The organism is bacterium, from assembly GCA_016124905.1.
Taxonomy (GTDB): domain Bacteria; phylum Pseudomonadota; class Alphaproteobacteria; order Rickettsiales; family RI-342; genus RI-342.
The window spans coordinates 56,368-63,779 of record WGMV01000031.1; the positions used below are offsets into that span (position 1 = coordinate 56,368).

Here is a 7,412-nt window from a genome sequence, read left to right on the forward strand (position 1 = left end):
GTGACGGAATTATGAAACTCCCCGCCTACGACGCCAAACACATCGAAGCCTCCCAGGCGCAAAACTGGAACAAGGCCAACACCTACGCGTGGGATGAAAACACAACCCGGGACGAGAGCTACGTCATCGACACCCCCCCGCCCACCGTCTCCGGCGTGCTGCACATGGGCCATATCTTCAGCTACACCCAGGCGGATTTCGTGGCGCGCTACCAGCGCATGAAAGGCAAGAACGTCTTTTACCCCATGGGTTTCGACGATAATGGCCTCCCCACTGAGCGACTGGTGGAAAAAACCAAAAAGGTCAAAGCCCACCAGGTCATCAAGGAACAGGGCAGGGAAGCCTTCATCGCCCTGTGCCAAAGCGTGGTGGATGATTCCCTCAAGCAGTTTCGCAGCCTGTTTGAGGCCGTCGGCCTGAGCGTGGACTGGAACCAGCAATACGACACCATCAACCCCGAGGTGGTAAAGCTCAGCCAGATGTCCTTCCTTGATCTCGTCGGCAAAGGCCATGTCGAGCGCCGCATGCAGCCCATGCTGTGGGACCCGGTGGACCAGACCGCCATCGCCCAGGCCGAAGTGGAGGACAAGGAAGAAGCCTCCCACATGAATCACGTCACCTTCTTCATCGACGAGATCCGCAAGCCCAACAATATGCGCGAGGAAGTCACCATTGCCACCACGCGCCCGGAATTGCTGGCCGCCTGCGTCGCCGTCTTCTACCATCCGGAGGACGAGCGCTACAAACACCTCGAAGGCAAAACCGCCGTCACCCCGCTTTTTGGCGTGAAGGTTCCCTTCCTGGCGGATGAAATGGTCCAGCCCGACAAAGGCACCGGCCTGGTAATGTGCTGCACCTTCGGCGACGAGACCGACATCCACTGGTGGAAAACCCACAACCTGCCGATGCGTCTCGTCCTCAACAAATACGGCAAGCTCTGCAACCTGGAACATGTCGGCAAAACCCACCCTGACACCGGCGAGGCCTGGAAATCCATCACGCACGAAGTGCGCCTCAAAGGTTTTGCCGACATGCTGAACGGCAAAAAAACCACCGATGCCCGCATGCTGATGATCGCCCAGCTGCAGGAATACGGCCTGCTGATTAAGCAGGATCCCATCACCCATTCCGTGAAAATCGCCGAGCGCAGCGGCGCCACGCTGGAACTCCTGCCCACGCCGCAATGGTTCGTAAAACTGTTGGACAAAAAAGAAGCCCTCAAGCAGCGCAACCGCGAATGCGGCTGGCATCCCACCTTCATGAGCGTCCGCATGGAGCAATGGATCGACGGCCTGAAATGGGACTGGTGCATCAGCCGCCAGCGCTTCTTCGGCGTGCCTTTCCCCGTCTGGTATTCCAAACGTCCCGGCGAGGAAGGCAAACCCATCTACGCCCACCCGGACGACCTTCCGGTCAACCCGCTCATCACGCTTCCGCGCGGTTACAAGGCCGACGAGGTGGAAGCCGACCCCGACGTGATGGACACCTGGGCCACCAGCTCCATCTCCCCGCAAATCAGCAGCAAAGGCATCACCGATAAGCTCTGCGTCGATGCCAAGCGCCATAAAAAACTCTTCCCGGCCGATCTTCGCCCCCAGGCGCACGAGATCATCCGCACCTGGGCCTTCTACACGCTGGTGAAAGCCCACCTGCATGAGGAGACCACCCCCTGGAAGAACCTCATGATCTCCGGCTGGTGCCTCGCCAGCGACAAAAGCAAAATGTCCAAATCAAAGGGCAACATCGTCGACCCAACCGACCTGCTGAAACAGCACGGGGCCGATGCCGTCCGCTATTGGGCCTCCACCAGCCGCCTCGGCGCGGATACGGCCTACACCGAAGACACGGTCAAAACCGGCCGCCGCCTAGTCACCAAACTCTGGAACGCCGCGCAATTCGCCGCCATGCATTTTGAAAAAGCCGAGGATCACGCAACCCTGGCCGAGGACATCTCCCGCATCACCCACGCCACCGACCGCTGGATGCTCGGCAAGCTCTCCGAGACCATCAAGGCCGCCACCAATGCCTTTGATGAATACGAATATGCCGATGCCCGCCAGAAGGTGGAAGATTGCTTCTGGAAGGACTGGTGCGACAATTACCTGGAACTCTGCAAGGCCCGCATCTATGCCGAGGAAGACAGCGACAACCGCAAAAGCGCGGCCCTTACGCTGCGCCACGGCACACGCCTGTTCCTGCTGCTGTTCTCGCCCTTCATCCCCTTCGTGACGGACGAGCTTTTCAGTCATCTTTATGCGGCGGATTACCTGAAACACGGCTCCATCCACCATCGCGGCAGCTGGCCGGAGGCCTTCAACCTGGCCAGTCCCGAGCTGATCGCCGCCGGCGATGACGTGGTTGCCATGCTGGCCACCATCCGCAAGCTGAAGGCGGAAAAGAACCTCTCCGTCAAATACCCGCTCACCGCCGTTCAGGTGGAAAACCTGCCGCCGGGTATCCCGCCGCAGGCGCTGGAAGAGCTGATGGCCGACATGCTGAGCGCCGCCAACGCGCCCGGCTACACCAAAGGCAAACCATCCGCCCAGGCATCCAGCATGCCGCTGGAGGGCAATAAGGGAACCATCGGGGTGGAGTTCGCCGCGTCAAGCGAAGCAGCGTAAGATAAGGGCGTTATTAATTGGTTGTGCTGCCGGTAAACACCGGCACGCTCGGCGCGCCGTAAATTGTCTGGTTTGCCGTTTCATCCTGCGGGTACACATTCCCCACGCCGGATGTCACCTCTTCTGGCAGATAGGCATTCGGGTTTTCCAGAATATTCCCATCCCTGTCGCGCAGGCGAGGGGCCTTGCGCACCGGGATCACCTGCAAACGGTCTACCTGGTCGAGCTTCTTCACACCCACATTGGGCGACACCACCGGCGTATAGGTTTCCGGATCAAGAATCTCATACCGCTCAAGCTTCTTGTCATTGTCCTTATCGCGATATTGGTAGCTGGTCACGTTGCCCAGCATGGCGCGCGGCGTGCGGTCCCGCGTGATTTGCGGGCGGAATGCGTCAATCTCGCGTTCACCGCTGAAGGCCTTGTCGCCATAGCGCACATCCGCGCTGGTGATGGGCACATCAAAGGCCTTGGTGCTTACGCGCTTTTTGGCGGCCACACCTTGCCGGATATAGCCCAGCTTATTGACTGTGTTCGGGTCCTTATATTGATCGACAGCCTGATACTGCACCTGGCTTTTGTCAATCCGCACATTCGGCACTTCCACCAGGTCGCTGAATTCATTCTGGCGGCCTGCATTCACCTTCACCCGGCTATAGCGGGAAATGGCGCTGCGGCGGTTATTGTCGCTGAAGGGGCGGATCGTGCTGTCCACCTGCTTGTTATCCATGCGCTCATACACATTGCCCTGAAGCGCGCGGTCAAATGCATTCAGGCGCACATACTGGTCCGGGTTCTGCACTTCCAGCAGCTTGCGGTTTACACGCGTGGCGTCAAATGCGCTGACACTTGCAACCCCGCGCGGATAATCCGCCAGCCGTGGCCGGTCGGTCGCCTGTGGGCCTTTGGGTTTGATGGGCTCAACCCGGTAAGGCTTGGCTTCCACCGGCTTGGGGCCGGTATCGTGATAAGGAGAGGAAACGGCAGGGGCGGAGCCCTGCGTGTTCTCGCGGGCCTGCTGAGGCATCACCGTGCGCCCGGCCGCCCAGCGGTCAATGGTCTTTTTCCGCTGCTTGGGAGACATGTCATGCAACGCCTCCAGCGAGCCACGGTCGATATAGATACGATTGCCATATTCCTTGTAGCCGCCCTTGGGCGCATCGGGCACATCCACCATGCGGTAGGGCTCCGCCGCCAGGCAGGGGGTGGAAATAAAAAGGGCAAGCAATAGGGCTGATACATGTTTCATGCCCCCATCATGCCAGAAAAAAGCTGAATAAACGTTAATGCGTTAAGCGTATTCCACCAGCGTACGCGGAGTAATCCGGTTCCAGCTCACCTCGTTCAAAGAGGCCAGATTGATAAGAATGGCCATGCCCATCACCTGATATCCCGCCCGCACGGCGATATCCGCCGCCGCATAGAGTGTATTTCCCGTGGCCAGCACATCATCGACAATCAGCATACGCCCGCTGCCTTCCTGCATCTCCAGGGCCGCCTCGCCATATTCCAGCTTATATTCCCGCGCCACAATGGCTCCCGGCAGCTTGCCTTTCTTGCGGATTTTCACAAACCCTTTGCCATGTTGATAGGCCATCGCCGCGCCCAGAATAAACCCGCGGGATTCCACGCCGCCCACTACATCAATTGAACGCCATTCATCCTCGCTGAAGAGATTCGACAGCCCCTTGATCGTATCCACAAAATGTAGTTTCAACAGGGGAGAGATGTCCCGAAAGATAATCCCAGGCTTTGGGAAGTCAGGAACATCATAAATAAATTTTTTATAATCAATCGATTGTTCTTGATTCATAAGGTAAAACCTTCAATCGCTCAGTTCCTGTAATCCCAAGGGCAGGGGAACTTATCCCCAGTTTTCACATCTAGGAATGGTATATAGCACGGTTGCATGAAAAACAAAATCATGTTATCAACCAAATCGTGAATACTACATATAGCCGTGCTTTTGTAGGGAATGCCTCGAATAAAACAGCGTTAAAAACATTGCCAAAAGGAGAGTAGGCGCATGAGCCTGTTCACGAACCAGCAAGGAAAATCACGCGAAATGCGTGTCTTGAGCCGGTTTTTTGGCATGAAGGCGAAAAACAAGCTCGCAAGCGGCAAACAACTCATTGGATATGTTTCCCGCATCAATGAACTAAAATCTGAAATCGAGCTTCTAACTTCCTATTCCACCGATGTGATTTACCGCCTCCGTTACGACGGCATGCGCTACGATTACATTAGCCCCTCCGTCTTGCGCCTGCTGGGCTACACGACCGAGGAGATGAAGCAGCTGAATTTCCGTTCCCTTATCCGTGAAACCCGCATCGTGTCCGAGGGCATGCGCAAGGTTCAGTCCTTCAACCAGCTGGAAGAAAGCCGCCAGCGTGGCGATGTCAATAAATGGCAGGCCGATTACCTGATGAAAACCAAGGATGGCCGCCTCATCTGGGTATCCGATATTTCCTACCCCTGGTTCGACCAGAACGGCAACATCATCGGCTCCGTCGGTTCACTCCGCGACATTTCCGACCGCATCACGGCGGAGGAAAAGGCCAAGGAAGAACTCACCCGCATGGCCAATACGGATTCCCTGACCGGTCTCAGCAATCGCCGCGCCTTCTTCGAGCGGCTGGATAACGAGCTGAAGCGCATCAAGCGCAACGGCAGCACGCTCTCCATCCTCATCATCGACATCGATCACTTCAAGAAAGTGAACGACAAGTTCGGCCACGATGTGGGCGATCATGTCATCCGTCAGGTATCCCGCATCATTCGCGAATGCCTGCGCGAAACCGACCTGGCCGCCCGCCTTGGCGGCGAGGAGTTTGGCGTCTTCCTGCCCGACACCCCTACCGAAGGCGCCTTCTGGGTAGCCGAGCGCATACGCTCCACCATCGCCAAGGAGGATTTCGGCAGCGCCAATTCCCCCATCGGCGTCACGGTGTCCATCGGCGTAGGCGATACGGCCCATGTGAGCGATGTGGATTCCACCCATCTCTACAAACTGGCCGACACGCGCCTCTACATTGCCAAAAACACGGGGCGCAACCAGGTGTCCATGGACGAAATCATCGCCATGCACTAAGGGGCACGGCCCTTGAAAACCACGCAACCCCGCCTATCTGCCTGCTCAATGAAGCAAAGGGGGATGTGCCATGAACCTGCATGATTTCGTCGGTGTCGTTACCTATATTTTCGCAATCGCCGATCCTATTGGCGTGGTGCCGGTATTCCTCGGTTACACCCAGAAACTCAGCAGTGCCGAATCCCGCCGCATGGCCTTTATTGCCAGTGTAGCCGTTGCGGGAGTATTGACCCTTTCCATCCTGGGCGGGGAGGCCGCCTTACGTTTCTTCGGCCTCAGCCTGGACGATTTTCGCATCGCAGGCGGCCTGCTGGTGCTGTTGATGGCCCTTCAGATGTTTCAGGGCGGCCATACGGACGTAGTAGAAACCGGTAAAACAACGGAGCTCGCCGTCACCCCGCTTGCCCTGCCGATGCTGGCCGGGCCGGGCCTTTTTTCCATTCTCATCACCTATAGCAGCGAAGCCCCCGGGCTGCCGGGCAAATTGTGGCTGATTGCGGCCTCCATTGTGGCGAGCATCGCCATCTGCGCGGTGTTGCTGGCCGCCGAACCCTTGCGAAAATGGCTCGGCACCATCGGCATTGCCGTCACCACGCGCCTCATGGGCCTGATTGTGGCTGCGCTGGGGGTGAATTTCATTCTAACGGGGTTGAAAAACAGCCTGCCCGGGCTGTTATAACGATTTACTGGCCGTTTGGCGTCACGCCGTCCTGGCCGATTTGCTGCTGCCGGGCGGCGGCATCCAGAGTGCTCCCATCGGCGATATTCACGCCTTCTTCAATCGCGCCGGCCTTGGTTTGCGCATCGGCTGCCGCGGCCTGCTGGAGCTTGGTCTGTTCAATCGCCTGAATAATGGCGGCAACCAGGTTGGGGTCCACCACCGCCGCCTCGGAAGGCTGGGCGGCAATCGGCGGCTGGTCTTTCTTGCTGTCCATCGGAATACCGACCTGCTGAAGCACAATCCTCTGCAACAGTTCAGGGTTCAGTTCCTTATCCGCGGGCACCACCACCTCGGGCTTTTCACCTATGCCGGTGGCGAAATAAACCTCCACCTCGGCGGAATCATTATCAAACCCGAGCTTAACGCCACGGTTTTGCTGCTCCATCGCACGCAGATGCTTAATCGGCATCTTGCCGCTATCGCCCACCAGCGCACTCAGCGGCACGCCATGCTGGAATCGCTGAATCGCAGCGGCCAGCGCCTGTTGGCCAAATGCCGGGTCAAGCTGGTCGGACACGGTCTTGAGCACCGCATTCAGCTCATCCACATCGGCAGGGAAGGCACCGCCTTTAGGCTGCACCACAATATCACTCAGCATTTTGCCGACCATGGCCTGATACAGGCTGGTCAGGGATTCAAACTGCGGCGGATCATTCGCCATCTCACGGCGTTCGCTGCCACGCATGGTCAAAATCAGGCTTGCCAGCTGCCATGCATGCTTGCGCTCATTCACCAGGCCCGCATCCACGGTCCCGGCCTTTTCGTCGGCCACGCCGTTGCTTTCCAGCGGGTTGTAAAGCTGCTTGAAGCCTGGCATCCAGGATTTGATGCGGTCATTCGTCACCACATCCATAACACGTTCAACCTGACGCGGCGTCACCTTGTGGCTGCTGAGGGCTTCCATCAGATGGCCCGGGCTGCTCAGGAATTTCTGGTCATATTCACGCGCCACACCGCCGGCAATATCGTAGGTCTCAAG

5 protein-coding genes are annotated in these 7,412 nt (G+C 57.7%); 3 read left to right on the forward strand and 2 right to left on the reverse strand.

Annotation, left to right across the window (positions count from 1 at the left end; all coding sequences use genetic code 11):
- Positions 1-11: 11 nt before the first annotated feature.
- On the forward strand, positions 12-2,621 hold the full coding sequence (locus GC177_08620; protein MBI1276020.1) for a valine--tRNA ligase: 2,610 nt from the start codon (positions 12-14) through the stop codon (positions 2,619-2,621).
- Positions 2,622-2,634: 13 nt separating this feature from the next.
- Here GC177_08620 and GC177_08625 read toward each other — a convergent pair whose 3' ends face one another.
- Complete coding sequence (locus GC177_08625) at positions 2,635-3,870, reverse strand: hypothetical protein (GenBank protein ID MBI1276021.1); 1,236 nt, start codon at positions 3,868-3,870, stop codon at positions 2,635-2,637.
- A gap of 42 nt (positions 3,871-3,912) precedes the next feature.
- On the reverse strand, positions 3,913-4,416 hold the full coding sequence (locus GC177_08630; GenBank protein MBI1276022.1) for an adenine phosphoribosyltransferase: 504 nt from the start codon (positions 4,414-4,416) through the stop codon (positions 3,913-3,915).
- A 231-nt stretch (positions 4,417-4,647) separates the two neighbouring features.
- Between GC177_08630 and GC177_08635 the strand changes: the two genes are divergently transcribed.
- Both GC177_08635 and GC177_08640 read left to right on the forward strand, forming a co-directional pair.
- Positions 4,648-5,712 (forward strand): diguanylate cyclase, encoded by a 1,065-nt coding sequence (locus GC177_08635; protein ID MBI1276023.1) that lies wholly within the window; start codon positions 4,648-4,650, stop codon positions 5,710-5,712.
- Positions 5,713-5,782: 70 nt separating this feature from the next.
- Positions 5,783-6,391 carry an NAAT family transporter gene (locus GC177_08640; GenBank protein MBI1276024.1) on the forward strand — a complete coding sequence of 203 codons (609 nt, stop codon included), beginning with the start codon at positions 5,783-5,785 and terminating at the stop codon, positions 6,389-6,391.
- The last annotated feature ends 1,021 nt before the right edge of the window (positions 6,392-7,412 follow it).

Coding starts and splice junctions, on each gene's coding strand:
- GC177_08620 (MBI1276020.1), top strand. CDS start 12: ATGAAACTCCCCGCCTACGACGCCAAACACATCGAAGCCTCCCAGGCG.
- GC177_08625 (MBI1276021.1), bottom strand. CDS start 3,870: ATGAAACATGTATCAGCCCTATTGCTTGCCCTTTTTATTTCCACCCCC.
- GC177_08635 (MBI1276023.1), top strand. CDS start 4,648: ATGAGCCTGTTCACGAACCAGCAAGGAAAATCACGCGAAATGCGTGTC.
- GC177_08640 (MBI1276024.1), top strand. CDS start 5,783: ATGAACCTGCATGATTTCGTCGGTGTCGTTACCTATATTTTCGCAATC.